The sequence below is a fragment of the Stenotrophomonas sp. SRS1 genome (genome assembly GCF_026130205.1).
GTDB classification, from domain to species: domain Bacteria; phylum Pseudomonadota; class Gammaproteobacteria; order Xanthomonadales; family Xanthomonadaceae; genus Stenotrophomonas; species Stenotrophomonas rhizophila_B.
In genome coordinates this window covers 387257-403338 of the sequence record NZ_JAINFD010000004.1, presented here as the reverse complement: position 1 = coordinate 403338, position 16082 = coordinate 387257, and the positions used below count along the sequence as shown (strand labels likewise).

The window sequence follows — 16082 nt, the reverse complement described above, 5'->3', positions numbered from 1 at the left end:
GACCGACACGCGACCGCGCCTTGAGAGAGCGGCGCGGTCGGAAAAACCGCGCCACTGACCTCAGAAGCGGTAGCGCACCCCCAGATAATACCGCCGCCCGTACGTGGTGTACTCGCGGAAGCTGCCGAGGATGGGCATATCCGACACCCGCGGCTCATCGGTGAGGTTGCTGGCCGACAGCGACAACGACAAGTGCTTGTTCACTTTGTAGGTGGCGCGGAAGTCCAGCGAGCCATTGTCACGCACATAGCGGTTCTGCGACGGGTCGCCGACAAACTGCTGGTAATAGTCGGAGCGGTACTTGTAGATCGCCTGCAGATCGAGCTTGCCCAGGCCCCAGTACACCTGCGCCGAGGCCACATGCTTGGACAGACCGAAGATATTGGCCGGCTCGACGATGCCCGGGGTCACCACGCCGGTGGCCGGGTCGGTGGACTCGCCCAGGCGCAGGTCTTCGGTCTTGAAGTTGGAATCGGCGTAGTTGTAGCTGGCCTTCACGCCCAGCCCGGAGAAGATCCCCGGCAGGTAGGAGAAGCTGTGCGAGGCGGTGAACTCCACGCCGAACAGATCGCTCTTCTGGTCGCTGGTGGCCAGCTGCTCCACCGGCACGGTCACGCTCTGACCATCGATATCGAAGGTCTCGTTGACGATCACCGGCATCGAGCCGCCGTTGAACTGCTTGTAGTACAGCGCACCGGACAGCATGGTGTCTTCGTTGGCGTACCACTCCAGCGAGAGATCGCCATTCCATGACATCAACGGTTTGGCGCGCGGGTTGCCGGTGGCGGTGATGCTGCGCAGTGCATCGCCCACGCTGTTGAACTCGGTATCCACCTCGCCCAGGTTGAAGGTGCGGCCATAGCCTTCAGCGGCCAGGTCCGGACGCGACATCGCCCGATAGGCGCCGACGCGCAGCAGCAGGTCCGGGCGCAGTTCGAAGGCGGCGTTGAAGCTGGGCAGCCATTCGGTATTGCTGGACTTGAGCACCTGCGAGGTGAAATCGCCGGTCGGTTCCAGGGTCACGGTGCCGTCGGGATTGTTGATCACATCCAGGCCGCTGCGCAGGCCGACCGAGCGTACCTCGGTCCGCACGCCACGCACGCCGATGTTGCCGGTCACCGGCAGGCCGAACCATTCGGCGCTGTAATCGCCCATCAGGTACAGCGCGCTGGTTTTCTCGGTGACATCGTTGTTGGCCGGGTTGCGCAGGTCCGCGCTCAGGCCGGTGTCGTCGGCGCCGGTGAAGGCCTTGAACAGGCAGCGGCTGTCGAAGCTGGCCCACTGGTCGATGGTGTTGCCACTGGCATTGGCCAGGAAATCGTCCTGCGGGAAGGCCTGACGGCAGGCCTGGTTGGCAGCGCGGATCGCAGCGACATTGGTGGTGGTCACATCCACGGTGTCGGTGTAATCGGTGTAGGTCGCCTCGGAGCGGCGCAGGCCACCCTTGATCGCGGTGAAGAAGCCGCTTTCCGGGGTGAACGTGGCATCGAAGCGGCCGGCACGGATGGTGTGCTCGCGATGCTGCTGGCGACGACGCACCAGCGCCGAATCGGTGAAGTTGTCCGGGTTTTTCACATCGAACGCCGGATCAAGATAGATGCTCGGCACGTCACCGCTGTAGTCATAGGTGTAATCGACGTAGCGGGTGTTTTTGATGCCGCCGACCGGCCTGCCGTTGACGTCGGTGCGACCGGCGCGCAGCCGGGTGCTGCGTTCGATCTGATCGCGCTCGGTGTTGGAGTAGGACAGATCGGTGGACAGCGTCCACGCCGGGCTCGGCCGGAAGATCACGTTGAGCCCGCCGCCGGTGTATTCCTCCTGGCGCTCCAGGAAGTTGCCGGTGGAATCGACCGTGGTGCTGCCGGTGTGGTGCAGCAGCGCGCCATCGTCGGTGACCACGCGGTTGTTGAGGTTGCGCATCATCGAGGACAGCGACAGATCCGAGCGGTCTTCGGTGTAATCGCGCTTGGAGTGCTGGTAATCCAGGTTCACTTCCACCGTATCGCTGGGCCGCCACTGCAGCGCGGCGAACTGCGAATCGCGTTTGTCGTGCTCGATGAACTGGCGGTAGATGCGGCTGCTGGGCACCAGGTAGTACGGCACGCCGTTGGCCACCTGGTTGCCATTGACCTGGGTGCAGTTGCGCGTCGCGCCGACCACTTCACGGCCATCGCAGGCCACCCAGGTGGAGCTGCTGGAGAACATCTCTTCCGGGTTGCTGCCTTCCAGCGCCTGCACACCGATGGAGACACCGAGCTTGCCGGCGTTGCCCATGTCGAACTGGTCGATGTAGCTGGCGGTACCGCGCCAGCCGACGCCGTCCTTGTCCTTCAGACGGTCATCGTAGTCCTGCCAGGTGCCCCGGCCATCGAGCTGGAACGTGCGTTTGCCGTACTCCAGTGGTTTGACCGTCTCCATGTTGATCGTGCCGGCCACGCCACCTTCGACGAAGTCGGCGCGCTGGGTCTTGTAGATCGCCACGGTGTTGATCAACTCGGACGGGAACTGGTTGAAGTTCACCGAGCGGTCGCCACTGCCATTGGTGGCCTCGCGGCCATTGAAGGTGGACGAACCGAGGAACGGCCCCAGGCCACGGATCGAGATTTCCGACGCACCGCCCTTCTCGCGGTGGGTGGAGGCACCGGTGATCGTTTCGATCGCTTCACCGATCGACAGCGCCGGCAGATCACCGATGTCGTCAGCGGCCAGCACATCGGAGACCACGGTCTCCTCGCGCTTCTTGTCGATCGAGGTCTGGATGGTGCCGCGGATGCCGGTCACCTGGACCTGATCCAGCGTGGTGGCTTGCCCCGGCGGCGAGGCGGGTGCTTCGGCATCCTGTGCGTGGGCCAGCGGCAGTGCCGCGGTGGCGCACAGGGCATAGAACAGCGCGCTGTGCAGCGCGGTGCGGCGGAGGCCTCGTGGTGAGGCCGTACGGCGGTCATGCAACATCGTGATCTCCCTCCCAGGATGGATCGTCCGATTACACGGATTCGATCCGGAAGATTCACGACTGATGAACCAATGTCAATGAATTGGTACTAAAGTCTACCCCGCACCACCGTCCAGACCACTTTGCATGGAATTAATGTGCGGACGCAGCAGAAAAATGCGCAAACCACATACCACATGCACCTAAAGTGGTATGCGATTGTGGTTGACGTGCGCGCCGGGCAACCTGTTAGGATCGTGTCTCGCGTCAGTCGCCACGGTTCATCTGGGAGGGTAAGCCCGTGACTTTGCAACACTCGCATGCGCCGTTGGCCCGCCGTCCCATGGCCAAGGCCTTGCTGTTGAGCCTGTCCCTGGCGGCATTCCCTGCCGTCGCGGCCGATTATCTGGTGCGCGACGCTGCTGCCTATGCCACCGCCGTACGCGCCCTCGCCCCCGGCGATACGGTGATCCTGGCGGACGGCGTCTGGCGCGACATGGACCTGCTTTTCCGGGGCACCGGCAAAATTGGTCAACCAATTAAGTTGACGGCACAGACCCCCGGCAAGGTGATTCTCAGCGGCCAGTCCCAGCTGCGTCTGGCCGGTGAGCACCTGGAGGTCTCCAACCTTGTCTTCCGCGATGGTTGGGCGCCGGGTGGCGAAGTGGTGTCATTCCGGCGGTCCGCCAGTGAGTGGGCCAACCACAGCCGGGTGACCGGGATCGTCATCGACCGCTACAACAAACCGGACCGCCAGCAATCCGATCACTGGGTGGCGCTGTACGGCCAGCACAACCGCTTCGACCACAACCAGCTGGTCGGCAAGACCAATGCGGGCACCACCCTGGTGGTGGTGCGCAACGCCACCAGCGGCCTGGACAACCAGCACCGCATCGACCACAACTGGTTCGGCCCGCGCCCCAACCTGGGCGCCAACGGCGGCGAGACGATGCGCATCGGCACCAGCCACGATTCGCAGTCCGATTCGCGCACCGTGGTGGAGAACAACTGGTTCGAGCAGTGCGATGGCGAGGTGGAGATCGTCTCCAACAAGTCCGGCGGCAACACCTACCGTGGCAACGTCTTCCAGGACTCGCGCGGCTCACTGGTGCTGCGCCACGGCCACGGCAACCGGGTCGAACGCAATGTGTTCCTCGGCCATGGCAAGGCGCATACCGGTGGCGTGCGCGTGATCAACCGCAACCAGACGGTGCGCGACAATTACTTCGAAGGCATCGCTGGCGACAACTTCGCTGCGGCGTTGAGTGTGATGGCCGGTACCCACGACGCGCCGTTGAACCGCTACGAGCAGATCGATCACGCGGTGATTGAACGCAACAGCTTCATCCAGGTCGGCACCCTGTTGCTGGGCGCGGGGCTGGATGAGGAGCGCAATGCGATGCCGGTGAACAGCCGCATCGCCGGCAACCTGTTCATCGGCGATGGACACCGCGAGCTGCTGCGCACACAGGGCGATCTCTCCGGCATCAGCTTCGCGGGCAATGTGCAGAGCCCGGCCGCGTCTGCCGGCTTCCCTGGCGGTGTCAGCGGCCAGACCCTGGCCCTGCAGCGCGCGGCCAACGGCCTGCTCTACCCCACCGCCGCCATCGATGCCGGTGCCCCGCGCGGTCTGACCCCGATTGCCCGCGACCAGGTCGGCGTGGACTGGTACCCCAAGACCCTGCCGACCACCGCCTTGGACAGCGGCGCCGTGCGCAGGGTCGCACCGGGCGAGGACACCCTCACCGCCGCCGTGGCCGCCAGCGCCCCCGGCGACCGCCTGCAGCTGCAGCGCGGCCGCTACACCGTGAGCCAGGTGCTGGCGGTGGACCATCCGCTCAGCGTGGTCGGCCCCGCACGTGGCCAGGCCAGCGTGCAGTTCTCGCGGCCGAGCCTGTTCGAGATCGGCGCACGCGGTTCGCTGCGCCTGGCGCGGCTGGACATCGACGGCGCGCTCGCCCCGGATGCCGCCGGCAACGCGGTGATCCGCGTGCCGCCCGGCAGCCAGGCCTTCAACTACACGCTGCGCATCGAGGACAGCCGCGTGCACGGGCTGACCGCCAACAAGGCCTTCGATGTGATCGCCACCGGCAAGGGCAGCCTGGCCGCGCGGATCGCACTGGCCCACGTCACGGTGGAGGACATCACCGGCAGCGTGATCGCCGCGGCCGCCGAGACCGACGATCTGGGCACCTACAACGCCGAACAGGTCGATCTGCTGGACTCCACGTTCCGCCGCATCGGCGGGCCAGTGGTGAACCTGTATCGCGGCGGCACCGACGAAAGCACCTTCGGTCCGGCGCTGCAGGTGCACGGCAACCAGTTCGAGCAGGCCGGGGTGGCCGATGACACCAGCCTGCGCCTGCATGGCGTGCAGTTCGCCAGCATCCGCGACAACCGCTTCGACCGCAGCGGCCGCATCCGTTTCAGCCATCGCGTCGGGGAACCGACCCTGCGCATGGGCGACAACCCGCTGACGGCCACCGCGCCGTTGCTGTCCGATACCCCTGTTGAGGCCCTGCCATGAATCACGCCCCGCCCCTGATGCTGCTGCTCGCCGCCACGCTTGGCGGGGCTTTGTTGCCCGCCGCGCAGGCCGCGCCCGCCGCCCGGCAGGCGCCCGCCGATGCCGCCACCGCGCCGGTGCTGGTCACCGCCGCGCAGTGGACGCAGATGCGTACCGAGGGTGGGCGATCACCCCTGTTCGCCAAGGAACAGCAGCGTGCCGAACAGCGCGTGCGCGCGATGATGAAGGCCGGCATCGACGTGCCGGTGCCCAAGGACAAGGGCGGCGGTTACACGCACGAACAGCACAAGCGCAATTACCAGGCCATCCAGGCCGCCGGCGCGCTGTATCGGCTGACCGGTGACAAGGCCTATGCCACCTTCGCCCGCGACCTGCTGCTGGGCTACGCCAAGCTCTACCCAGGGCTGGGCGCGCACCCGCAGGGCCGCGGCCAGATTCCCGGCCGGCTGTTCTGGCAGACCCTCAACGATTCGGTCTGGCTGGTCAGCGCGGCGCAGGGCTACGACGCGATCCGCGACACGCTCAGTGACGCCGACCGCAAAACGATCGACGACAACGTATTCCGCGCGATGGCCGATTTCCTGTCCGGCACGCCGGAGAACTTCGACAAGATCCACAACCACGCCACCTGGGCTGTCGCTGCGGTCGGCATGACCGGCTACGTGCTGCGCGACACCAACTACGTCGACAAGGCCCTGCAGGGCAGCAAGCGCGATGGCAGTGCCGGCTTCCTGAAACAGGTGGATCAGCTGTTCTCGCCGGACGGGTATTACGAAGAAGGCCCGTACTACCAGCGCTATGCGCTGGCCCCGTTCATCCTGTTCGCCAACGCCATCGAGCGCAACGAACCGCAACGCGGCATCTTCAAGCGCCGCGACGGCGTGCTGCTCAAGGCGGTCGATGCGCTGGTGCAGAGCAGCTACGGCGGCTACTTCTTCCCTATCAACGACGCCATTCTCGACAAGGGGCTGGACACCGAGGAACTGGTGGCCGGCATCGATATCGCCTACGCGCAGACCGGTGATGCACGCCTGCTGTCCGTCGCCAGAACACAGAAGCGCGTGCTGCTCTCGCCCGAAGGCCTGCAGGTGGCCCAGGCGCTGGCGGAGAACAAGGCCAAGCCGTTTGGCTTCGTACCGACCCTGCTGCGCGATGGCCCGGACGGCACCGAAGGCGCACTGGCGATCCTGCGCATGGGCGGCGAGAACGGCCAGGCGCTGGTGATGAAGAACACCAAGCAGGGCATGGGTCACGGCCACTTCGACAAGCTCAACTGGTTGTTCTACGACAACGGCCAGCGCGTGGTGACCGATTACGGCGCGGCGCGCTTCCTCAACATCGAGGCGAAGGCCGGTGGCATCTACCTGCCGGAGAACAGCAGCTGGGCCCGGCAGACCATCGCGCACAACACGCTGGTGGTGAACGAACAGAGCCACTTCGGCGGCGACTGGAAGAAGGGTCAGCCACTGGCACCGACGCCGCTGCTGTTCGCGGTCAGCGACGATACCCAGATCGCCTCGGCACGGATGGAGGGCGCCTACGACGGGGTCAGCTTCACCCGTACCCAGGCGCTGCTCTCGCACCCCTCGCTCGGCGAGCCGGTGGTGCTGGATCTGCTGCGTGTCACCGGCAGCAAGGCCGCACGCTATGACCTGCCGCTGCACTTCAATGGCCACATCATGGACGTGGGCTTCAAGACGCAGTCCGCGGTCGCCGCACGCCCGGTGCTGGGCAAGGCCAACGGCTACCAGCATGTGTGGATCGATGCGGCCAGCGAGCCGACCAGCGACGCACGCAGCCTGACCTGGCTGCTGGACGGCCGCTTCTATACCTACCGGTTCGCCAGCACCGCGCCCTCGCGCGCCCTGATCGGCGAGAGCGGTGCGAATGATCCCTTGTTCAACCTGCGCCGTGAGCCGATGCTGCTGCAGCGGGTGGATGGGCAGGCTGCCACCACGTTCTACGGCGTGCTCGAACCGCACGGCCAGTACGACGGCACTGCCGAAACCGTGCGGGGCGCCAACAGCCGCATCGACCGCCTCACCCACTACCGCGGCAAGGATGCGGACGTGCTGGTGCTCGACCTGGCCGGCGGCAAGCAGCTCGCCGTGGGCATCGCCGATGATCCGGCCGAGGGCGGATCGCATGAAGTGAGCGGCGGCGGACACAGCTGGCGCTGGGACGGTGGCTGGAAGCGCTTCGATACCGGCACCCGCACCGGCAAGGACGGCAAATGAAGGTCACCACGCAGGCCCGCACCTATGTCCGTTGGCTGATCGTGGCGCTGATCGCCATTGCCACGGTGATCAACTACATCGACCGCAACGCCCTGGCCGTGATGTGGCCGCAGATCTCCAAGGACGTCGGCGCGACCAAGGAAGACTACGCGCTGCTGGTCACGGTGTTCATGCTGTTCTATGCCGCCGGCCAGTTCGTGTTCGGCCGCCTGTTCGACATCATCGGTACGCGCCTGGGCTTCGCGCTGTCGATCGCGGTGTGGTCGATCTCGATCGCACTGCACTCGGTCACCCACTCCATCCTGTCCTTCAGCATCGTGCGCGCCATGCTCGGCATCAGCGAAGCCGGCGCGTGGCCGGGTGCGGTCAAGGCCAATGCCGAGTGGTTCCCGGCACGTGAGCGCGCGCTGGCACAGGGCGTGTTCAATGCGGGTGCTTCGATCGGCGCGATCGTGTCGGCACCGCTGATCGCCGTGCTGTTCCTGTGGCTGGGCTGGCGCGGCACCTTCATCCTGATCGGTGCGATCGGCTTCATCTGGCTGCTGCCGTGGCTGATCATCTACCGCGCCGGCCCGGACAAGCACCCGTGGGTGAGCGCGGCCGAGCGCGCGTTGATCCTGGATGCACCCACCGAACAACCAACCGTGCCGGTCCCCGAGTACGTGCCCAGCATGCGCCAGCTGCTGGGCCATCGGCAGACCTGGGGCATCCTGATCTCACGGTTCTTCCTGGACCCGATCTGGTGGCTGTTCGTGTCCTGGCTGCCGCTCTACCTGGCCGATACCTTCGGTTTCGACATCAAGCAGATCGGCATCTTCGCCTGGGTGCCGTATGTCGGCGCGATGATCGGCAGCCTCGGCGGCGGCTGGTTGTCCGGGCGCCTGATCGGCGCCGGCTGGAGCGTGGACAAGGCCCGCAAGGTGGTGATCACCCTGGGCGGCGCGATCATGGCCCCGGCGCTGCTGGGCGCGGTGCTGGCCACCGATCCGGTCTGGGCCGTGGTGACCATCGCCTTCGTACTGTTCGGCTTCCAGATCGCCATCGGCAACATCCAGACCCTGCCCGGCGACATCTTCAGCGGCAAATCAGTCGGCTCGGTCGCCGGCCTCGGCGGCATGGCCGCGGTGGCCGGCACGCTGATCACCACCTGGCTGGTGCCGGCCATGACCCACGACTCCTACGCACCCATTTTCATCCTGGTGGCGGCCCTGGTGCCGGCCTCCCTGCTGGCGCTGTGGCTGGTCACCGGTCGCGTGGAAAAACTCCACGGCCCGGTCGAGCGCCGCTGAGCCCTCTTCTTCCCTTTCCCCCAACGCATCACAGGAGTGTTTCATGACCCAATTCAAGGACAAGGTGGCGATCGTCACCGGTGGCGGCCGTGACATCGGCCGCGAGATCTCGCTCAAGCTGGCCGCGGCCGGTGCCAAGGTCTGCATCAACTACGCCAACGACGAAGCCAGCGCGCAGGAGACCCTCAAGCAGGTCGAAGCCGCCGGCGGCACCGCGATCGTGCATCGCGCCGATGTCACCGATGCCAAGGCCGTGGCGGCGATGGTCGCTGCAACCCAGGCCGCGTTCGGCCCGCAGATCGATGTACTGGTGAACGTCGCCGGTGGCATGGTCCAGCGCCGTCCGCTGGCCGAGATCGATGAGGCGTTCTTCCACAAGGTGATGGACCTCAACATGAGCTCGGTCTACCTGACCACGCATGCGGTGGTGCCGCACATGCCCGAAGGCGGCGCGATCGTGAACTTCGCCTCGCAGGCCGGGCGCGATGGCGGTGGCCCGGGTGCGGCGATCTACGCCACCGCCAAGGCCGCAGTGATGACCTTCACCCGCGCCATGGCCAAGGAACTGGGCCCGGGCGGCATCCGGGTCAATGCGCTGTGCTGCGGCATGATCGCCACCCGCTTCCATGACGAATTCACCAAGCCGGAAGTGCGCACCGCGGTGGCCGGCAACACCCCGCTGCGCCGCCAGGGCCGACCGCAGGAAGCCGCCGATACCGCGGTGTACCTGGCCTCGGATGCAGCCGGTTTCATCACCGGTGCCAACGTCGACGTCAACGGCGGCACCTACTTCTCCTGATTGACCCGCTGACCGCCTGGGAGGGCCGCCATGCTGCGCTGGATCACTGCATTCTCTCTTGCACTTGCCACCAGCGCCGCGGCGCTGCCCGCCCAGGCCCAGGTCTGGGTGCCGGCCTGGACCGCCTCGCCGGCGCCGGATCGTCTTGATGGCACCCCCGAGGCCCCGGTGCAGTTCGCGAACCAGACCGTGCGCCAGGACATGCGCCTGGCCAGTTCGGCACGCGCCCTGCGCTTCCGCATCAGCAATGAACTCGGCCAGGCCCCGCTGCATATCGGCGGGGCCTCGGCCCACCTCACCGGCACCGCCACCGCGGCCAAGCCGGTCACCTTCAATGGTCGCGGCGAGATCGTGGTGCCGGTCGGCGCCGCCCTGCTCAGCGATCCGGTCGCGATCACCGCGCCGGCGCTGGCCGACGTCTCGCTCACCGTGTATTTCCCGGATGCCACACGGCCGGCCGTGCGCCGCACCGCGCTGCGCATCGCCGATGGCCGCGCAGCCACCGTGGGCGACGCGGTCAAGCTCGCCTACCGCCAGAACGTGGTCTCCGCCGTGCTCGCCGAACGCGCCAGCAAGCCGGTGGTGGTGGTCGCCCTGGGCGACTCGATCACCGAAGGCGCCACTGCCACCCGCGGCAGCAATGGCGACTGGCCGGCGCTGCTGTCCGCCCGTCTGCAGCAGGCGTGCCCGGACCAGGTGGTGGTGGTCAACGCCGGCATCAGCGGCAACAAGGTGATGGATCACGGCCGCAGCCACAGCGCGTTGGCGCGGCTGGACCGCGATGTGATCGCACTGCCGAACGTGGACCGCGTGATCCTGTTCGAAGGCATCAACGACATCCGCCATGATGGCGGCGTCCCGCCCGTGGCCGGCCGCAACGCCGAGGACATGGTGCTGGGTTACCGGCAGATCGCCGAACGCCTGCACAGCAACGGCATCCGCCCGATTGCCGCCACGATCACGCCCTTCGGTGGTTCGGACCGCTACGAGCCGATCGCGGCCGCCACCCGCACCACGCTCAACACCTGGATGCGCGGCGGCCGCAGCGGCTTCGATGGGTTGATCGACTTCGACCAGATCCTGCGCGATCCGTCCAACCCGGAGCACCTGCCCGAGGAGATCACCCGCGACCACCTGCATCCCAACGACGAGGGCTACCGGCGCATGGCCGCGGGCATCGATCTGGCGCTGCTCGGGTGCCCGGCGCGATGAGTGGCCAGACCTTCGTGGTGGCACCAGACACCGGGCAGCGCTGGGACGCGCTGGCACTTGGGGAGGTGATGCTGCGCTTGGATCCCGGCGAAGGCCGGATCCGCAGCGCGCGCCAGTTCAACGTGTGGGAGGGCGGTGGCGAGTACAACGTCGCCCGCGGCCTGTGCAGCACCTTCGCCCATCGCACCGCGGTGCTCACTGCCCTGCCGCGCAACGAGCTGGGGCTGCTTGCCCAGCAGCTGATCCAGGCCGGCGGGGTGGATGCCAGCCAGATCGTGTGGCGCGACTACGATGGCATTGGCCGCAACACCCGGATGGGCCTGAACTTCACCGAGCGCGGCTTCGGGGTGCGTGCGCCGCTGGGTATGTCCGATCGCGCGTACTCGGCGGCCTCGCAGCTGCAGCCGGAGGCGTTCGACTGGGATGCGCTGTTCGGGCAGCACGGCGTGCGCTGGCTGCACACCGGCGGGATCTTCGCCGCGCTGTCCGAGCACAGCGCGCAGACCGCGATCACCGCGGTGCGGGCCGCGCGCCGGCACGGCGTGGCCGTCTCCTACGATCTCAACTACCGCGCCAGCCTCTGGAACAGCCATCCCGACCCGGATGCCGCGCGTCACGCCAACTGCGCCATCGCGGCCGAGTGCGACCTGTTGATCGGCGATGAGTATTCGTTCGCCGCATGCCTGGGCATGGACCTGAGCGATCTCGGTCGCCGCCACACGCCGATGGATGTCGGTCCGGCGGAGGCGGCCGCCGTGCGCGCGATGGCGCAGTTCCCGGCGTTGCAGGCGGTGGCATTCACGCTGCGCGACGCCGCCAACGCTGCCCGCCACGGCTGGGCCGGTGCGCTGCGCACGCGCTCGCAGCTGTATGTCTCCGACGCACGCGAAGTGGATCTGCTCGACCGTGTCGGCGGCGGCGATGCCTTCGTGGCCGGCGTGGTGCATGCGCTGCTCAGCGGCAAGGGCGAGCAGGCGGCCGTGGATCTGGGCGCGGCACATGGCGCGCTGGCGATGTCCACGCCGGGCGACTACGCCATCACAAGCCTGGCCGAAGTAGAGGCCGTGGCGCGGGGAGATGGCGCCGCCGCACGACGCTGAGCGCCCTGCGCGCGAGGACTCAGTGCGCGAGGACTCAGTGCGCGATCGAGAGGTGTTCCAGGGCCTTGCGCGTAGAGAGCGTCAGCGGCGCGGGCAGTGCATCCGCGGTGAACCAACCCAGCCCGAGCAGTGCCTCGGGCTCCTGCACGGACGCGATCGCGGTGTCCTGCGCCCGCACCAGATACACCGGGGCGACCCAGTGCTGGCCAAGCGCGGGCTCGAAATGATCGACCACGCACAATAGACGCTCCACCGTCACCTGAAGGGCGGTCTCCTCTTCCACCTCGCGGATCACCGCGTGTTCGACGGTTTCCATCCAATCGACCTTGCCACCGGGCAACCCCCAATGCCCCTGCTCGGGCGGGCGCCCACGCTGGACCAGCAGGATCGCGCCATCGGCACGCTGGATGACGGCACCACAGCCGAGGCGAGGCTGCTGCAGATCGGTGGATGGGGACATCGGGCATCTCCATGAAAGTGACTCATTATCCCTCGGGCCCCGTGCCTGGATCGCGCCCACGAAAAAGGCCCGGCAATGCCGGGCCTTTTCTGCCACGCCGATCAGGCACGTGGCGATGCGGTCACGCTGGGATTACCAGCTGAAGCGCGGGCCGACCGACCATTCCTTGTCACCATGGCGATCCATCTTGATGTCGCCATTGATGCCCCAGTTCTGGTTCAACTTCACCTGGCCACCCAGGCGGCCGTAGAACTGGCCATCCGGATTGACGCCGTGCTTCTTGCTGTAATCCTCGTAGCCGGCCATGGCATAGACTTCGGCGTGCTGGCCGAACGCGGTACGGATACCGGCTTCAGCGCTGTAGCCGTTGAAATCCAGGCCTTCCTTCGGGTCGAACTTGTTGTAGGCAACGCGGCCCACGAAGTCGGTGCTGTTGCCGATTTCCTGGTTGTAGCCGACGCCGACGCGCCACTGGTCAACCTTGAAGTTGCCGATGTCGGTCTTCTGCTGGTTGTACTCACCGAAGGCGTGGAAGTTCGGCAGGAAGGCATAGGAACCCTTCACGCCCCAACCATCGGCCTTGCCGCCATCTGCGTCGGTCTTGACGTAGTCGGCTTCAGCGTAGTTGTAGGACAGGCCTTCAGCCGCCGAAGCGGTGAACGGGAGGGCGGCAGCCAGGGCCAGAGCAATCAACGAAGTCTTCATGGGGGTACACCTTTATGTCTTGGACTACTTGCACCCGGCATGGAGGCCGGACTGCATCGGGAATGTAAATTCTCCGTTATTCGACACAACCCCCCCTGAAGTTGACCGCGTCCACAAAAGTGAATTTTGGGGCGGCGTTCAGACGCGCTCTGGCATACGCGCGTGGCCTTTCTCAGGCGATGAAGGCGTGAATGCCCGTACGGCGCGGCGCTCACGTGGGCAACTGAAAAGGAGGGGCCAAGACCGCGCGCGCGAACCACGCACGGAAAGGACTCTGGTCACGACGGTGCCCTTGCGGGGCGTCACGCGCTGGGGAAGCCGCTCTTGGGGAGTAATCGGCTAACGCGTCCATCCTCCTGAATGCACCGAGGTCCATGCCGCGAGGCACTGGACCGCAGGGCGCCGTGGGGCGTCCTGCCCGGCATCGCCATCATGTGCTGAATGCGTCAGATACAACATCAGGAAGTTCCTCACTCTGACTCAGAGTTTTCTGACCCGGCCCCGGTCAGCGGCGTTCACCCTCTGCGAAGGGCCGCCGGCGCACTGTCGATTGCCCGCCCCCTGGTTCGTCGACTGTTTTGAAGGCGCCCATCCCGGCGCGTCATCTGGAGTTCTGCCATGGCTTACATCGATGGTTTCGTACTGGCCGTCCCGACCGCGAACAAAGATGCCTTCCTCAAACATGCCCGCATGGGTGATGCGATCTGCATCAAACACGGCGCCCTGCGTGTGGTGGAGTGTTGGGGCGATGACGTCCCGCACGGCAAACAGACCGACTTCCATCGTGCGGTGGAAGCCAAGGAGGATGAAACGGTGCTGTTCTCCTGGATCGAATGGCCGGACAAGGCCACGCGCGATGCCGGCATGCAGAAGATGATGGAAGACCCGCAGATGAATCCGGAGAACAACCCGATGCCCTTCGATGGCAAGCGGATGATCTACGGCGGCTTCGTGCCCGTGGTGGAACTCAAGGGCTGAGCGGTTCTGCTATCGCTCAGCGCGGGTGAGCGGATTCGTCGTCGCTCTGGAATCCGCCGCCCGTGCCGCCACCACCGCCCATTCCTCCACCACCACCGCCGGTTTTTCCACCACCTTTTTCTGCCGCATCGCCCTTGCCTTTCGCACCGGCCGACGGCCGTGCCGGGCCCTGCCGCGGGATGGTGACCGAAGCGGGAATCGGATCCAGGTCCAGCGCCTGGCGGATGAAATCGCGCAGCGAGACCACCAGCTCGGCCGTGGGCACGGCGCGGCCTTGGGCCATCTCATGGGCCGCATGCGCAGCCAGGCGCACCTGCTCATCCGTGCCCAGCAGCACTATGTCCGACAGGGCTGCTTCCACCGCATCACGGATCCGACGCGCACGCTCGCCACCGCTTTCGACCTCCGCCGGCAGATGCAGCGCATCACCTTCTTCGCTTCCGTCGGGCAGTGCGCGGAAATCACGTCGATGGCGTGGATCGACGTCGAGCGTGCCGGTGAACGATCCTCCGAGGACTTTGTAAGCGGCGATCAGCGTGCGCAGACGCTCGTTGATCTGCCGGTTCTCGCGCTCGCGGCGCTGCTGCATGGTCTGCATGACCAGCAGCCGGATGCCGACGCCGATCAGGGTGATGACCGCCAACCCGACCAGGGTGGAGAGCATGGCCTGCCAGGAGCTGAAATCGAGTCCGCGCATTGGAGTGCTTCCAGAAGCCGATGGCCAGATTAGCAAGACGGTGTGCGCGGCATCGTCAAGGCTGCGCCATGCTCAACCTGTGCAGTACTGCTCCAGCTGTACGATCCGGGCCTGATAGGCGTCTTCCAGGCAGGCCGCATCGCTGCACTGGTTGCGCCGATGCTGCAGCCACTGCCGCTGATCGGTGCGCAATGCGACCCGGTCACCCCCACATGCAGGCGCATCGGCATAGGCGCGCGCCATGCGAACGTCCAGCGCCGCCAGGATGGGGTGCGCGCATAGCAGGTGTTCGGCAGGATGGCTCGCCCTCGCGCAGTCGAAACTGGGCCGCGCCGCGGCTTCGTCAGCCTCCCGGGCCATGCGCGCCATCATGCCGGCGTAGCCGCTTTCATCTGCAGGGGCGGCTTGTACAGCGATCCGCTCGACGGCAGCGGCCTCACTCTGCGGATCACTGGTCGCTGTCGATTCCGGACCCAGGTCGAAGCCATCGGTAGTCGCCGCCATCGGAGGAACTTCGGAGTCGGAATCCGCATCGCTCAGCTCTGGCGCGCCGACCTCCCTGGGGAGGCTATCGGCCGCAGCCACGTCACGTCGCCGCTTCTCGTTCTCGGCAGCCACAGCAGCAAGTTCCGAGAGTTCATTGGGCGTCACCAGGAACTGGCCCGCCGCCAGACCGTAGGTCACCTCGATGTTGTTCATCAGAATACGCCGCCACCACCCGGGGCGATCCTGTTCATTGCGGTCGATCACACGCTGCAGTGCCTGACGGGCAGCGGCATAGGCCTGCGGATCCGGCTCGGGAATCTGTGCGTAGGCATCTTCCAGCCGATCAAGCATCAACTGCGTGGCAGCGACGTTGTACTTGACGCGCATGGCAACGCACTTTGTCGTCGCCCCCGCACCGAAACACTCGGATCGGAACTCCATCGCCAGCATGTCCAGGCGAATCGCCCGACCCTGCTGGCAACCAGCAAGCACGACTACCAGCACAACCAACAGAATTTTCTTCAATGCGTTTCCCCTGATGCATCCAATGCTTGATGACCTGCGACAACGGGATTTCTGCAGACATATTGCTTCATGCGCGGGCGATAATGCGGCATCAAATAAAAGACGTCACGTCAGGAGTTTCCCTACAAACTCCAT

12 protein-coding genes are annotated in these 16082 nt (G+C 66.1%); 7 read left to right on the top strand and 5 right to left on the bottom strand.

The window, feature by feature from the left end; genetic code table 11:
• Window positions 1–60 precede the first annotated feature (60 nt).
• On the bottom strand, window positions 61–2952 hold the full coding sequence (locus K4043_RS16840) for a TonB-dependent receptor (protein ID WP_265310008.1): 2892 nt from the start codon (window positions 2950–2952) through the stop codon (window positions 61–63).
• 281 nt (window positions 2953–3233) lie between these two features.
• Here K4043_RS16840 and K4043_RS16835 point away from each other — a divergent pair, with 281 nt between their 5' ends.
• Genes K4043_RS16835 through K4043_RS16810 form a run of 6 tightly spaced genes read left to right on the top strand, consistent with a single transcriptional unit; the run spans window position 3234 to window position 12096 of the window.
• A complete protein-coding gene (locus K4043_RS16835) occupies window positions 3234–5459 on the top strand; it encodes a polysaccharide lyase 6 family protein (protein WP_265310007.1) in 2226 nt (741 codons plus the stop codon).
• Window positions 5456–7696 carry an oligoalginate lyase gene (locus tag K4043_RS16830; protein WP_265310006.1) on the top strand — a complete coding sequence of 747 codons (2241 nt, stop codon included), beginning with the start codon at window positions 5456–5458 and terminating at the stop codon, window positions 7694–7696. The genes K4043_RS16835 and K4043_RS16830 overlap by 4 nt, the downstream gene beginning before the upstream one ends.
• Window positions 7693–8985 (top strand): MFS transporter, encoded by a 1293-nt coding sequence (locus tag K4043_RS16825; RefSeq protein ID WP_265310005.1) that lies wholly within the window; start codon window positions 7693–7695, stop codon window positions 8983–8985. Before K4043_RS16830 ends, K4043_RS16825 begins: the two co-directional genes overlap by 4 nt.
• A 43-nt stretch (window positions 8986–9028) precedes the next feature.
• Window positions 9029–9784, top strand: coding sequence for a glucose 1-dehydrogenase (locus tag K4043_RS16820; RefSeq protein ID WP_265310004.1), 756 nt, complete (start codon window positions 9029–9031; stop codon window positions 9782–9784).
• Window positions 9785–9814: 30 nt separating this feature from the next.
• On the top strand, window positions 9815–10996 hold the full coding sequence (locus tag K4043_RS16815; protein ID WP_265310003.1) for a GDSL-type esterase/lipase family protein: 1182 nt from the start codon (window positions 9815–9817) through the stop codon (window positions 10994–10996).
• Window positions 10993–12096, top strand: coding sequence for a sugar kinase (locus K4043_RS16810; protein ID WP_265310002.1), 1104 nt, complete (start codon window positions 10993–10995; stop codon window positions 12094–12096). The genes K4043_RS16815 and K4043_RS16810 overlap by 4 nt, the downstream gene beginning before the upstream one ends.
• Before the next feature lie 34 nt (window positions 12097–12130).
• Here the strand turns inward: K4043_RS16810 and K4043_RS16805 are convergent, their stop codons facing one another.
• A complete protein-coding gene (locus tag K4043_RS16805; RefSeq protein WP_265310001.1) occupies window positions 12131–12556 on the bottom strand; it encodes an NUDIX domain-containing protein in 426 nt (141 codons plus the stop codon).
• Window positions 12557–12688: 132 nt separating this feature from the next.
• Window positions 12689–13261, bottom strand: coding sequence for an Ax21 family protein (locus K4043_RS16800; RefSeq protein ID WP_121044142.1), 573 nt, complete (start codon window positions 13259–13261; stop codon window positions 12689–12691).
• 618 nt (window positions 13262–13879) lie between these two features.
• On the opposite strand from K4043_RS16800, the gene K4043_RS16795 reads away from it, so the two are divergent.
• Window positions 13880–14239 (top strand): DUF1428 domain-containing protein, encoded by a 360-nt coding sequence (locus K4043_RS16795; RefSeq protein WP_265310000.1) that lies wholly within the window; start codon window positions 13880–13882, stop codon window positions 14237–14239.
• Window positions 14240–14255: 16 nt separating this feature from the next.
• Here K4043_RS16795 and K4043_RS16790 read toward each other — a convergent pair whose 3' ends face one another.
• Window positions 14256–14936 carry a hypothetical protein gene (locus K4043_RS16790; RefSeq protein ID WP_265309999.1) on the bottom strand — a complete coding sequence of 227 codons (681 nt, stop codon included), beginning with the start codon at window positions 14934–14936 and terminating at the stop codon, window positions 14256–14258.
• A gap of 72 nt (window positions 14937–15008) precedes the next feature.
• On the bottom strand, window positions 15009–15947 hold the full coding sequence (locus K4043_RS16785; protein ID WP_265309998.1) for a lysozyme inhibitor LprI family protein: 939 nt from the start codon (window positions 15945–15947) through the stop codon (window positions 15009–15011).
• Window positions 15948–16082 lie beyond the last annotated feature (135 nt).